This is a genomic window from Prevotella sp. AM42-24, from assembly GCF_003461825.1.
Lineage (GTDB): Bacteria > Bacteroidota > Bacteroidia > Bacteroidales > Bacteroidaceae > Prevotella > Prevotella hominis.
Genome location: NZ_QTXV01000163.1, coordinates 1 through 1,233, shown reverse-complemented (window position 1 = coordinate 1,233; position 1,233 = coordinate 1). Strand labels below are relative to the sequence as shown.

Here is a 1,233-nt window from a genome sequence, read left to right as displayed (position 1 = left end):
CCAAAAATTCGCTTGAAGCCGAAGTCGGTCAGCAAGCTGATGTATCTTTCTTCTACCTGTTTCATAATCATCTGTTTTAAATATCCATACCGCAAAGGGCTACTATAGTTAAAAGAATGATAAAATATTTTCTAATTTAATAATTGCTTAACCAGTTGATTCACATTTAAATTCTTTTGGATGCAAATATACTGCAAAATCTTGATAACGCCAAATATTTGAATGAAATTAACATCATTATTAGTCAAATAATACTAAAGAGGGTGTGTCACAAGTCTAAATAATGGAAGCCCGTTTCAACCGTACAGTTAGAAAAAGTTCTGCCCGCAACGAACATTAACCGACAAGGGTCTATATGCCACGATGAAAAGGTGACGTATAGACCCTTGTCGTAAAATTATACTTCCTTCCAATCAACCAATCCCTTTCCCATATCATCCAGTTCTATGGCAAGGGCTATCACTTTGCGCTTATCAGCCTTGAAAGGTTCGGCATACTGCTTGGCTTTCATCTGCTCTTCGGCAACATTTCAGCCGAATGTGGCTTCTCCTCCCGTTCCTATCTCTATCGCATATTCAAAGAGAAAGAAGGCTTTAGGTATTTCTGGTGTTTTGGCGAATGTTTATTCCTGGTCTTGCCGTCCTTTTGTGGATGCTACCGGTGCAGAATGGAGAGGAGATCAGATTGACATGCTGATAGATCGTGCTGATGGAGCTATTAATATCTGTGAGATGAAATATGCCAAGGATGAGTTTGTGATAGATGCCGGCTATGAGCAGCGGCTGCAATCAATATACTATTGATTTGCTAAGAAAAGCTATAGCTGATAATGGACAGATGAATCAAGTAAAACTGATTACTGAATAAAATAGCTCCTAAGCCAAATGGGAGAATAAAGAATTTGGCAATATTTATCAACCCATACTTTGCGGTTGTTCCAAGGGTCTATACACCTCGACAAAAGGGTGTATAGACCCTTTATTGCAATATACACCGTTGGGTGGACAATATGGTTCTTATTATTTTAAAATATCTTAAAATCCCGCGTTATACTCAATGTTTATTTGGTCGTATGTGTAAAAAAGTGTAGCTTTGCATTGATATTACGTGTCAGAAAGTGTAAGCTTTCGATATTATCATGTGTCGAAAAGTGTAATGATCTGATTGTTTTATGTGTCTAAAAGTATAAAGCTGTCTTACTACAGAAAAAGTGTACACCATTTTAACTTAAAA

At 37.1% G+C, this 1,233-nt stretch carries 1 protein-coding gene; it reads left to right on the top strand.

Going from position 1 to position 1,233, the window contains the following annotated elements:
* Window positions 1-539: 539 nt before the first annotated feature.
* Window positions 540-803 carry a hypothetical protein gene (locus DW917_RS16895; protein WP_233524821.1) on the top strand — a complete coding sequence of 88 codons (264 nt, stop codon included), beginning with the start codon at window positions 540-542 and terminating at the stop codon, window positions 801-803.
* The last annotated feature ends 430 nt before the right edge of the window (window positions 804-1,233 follow it).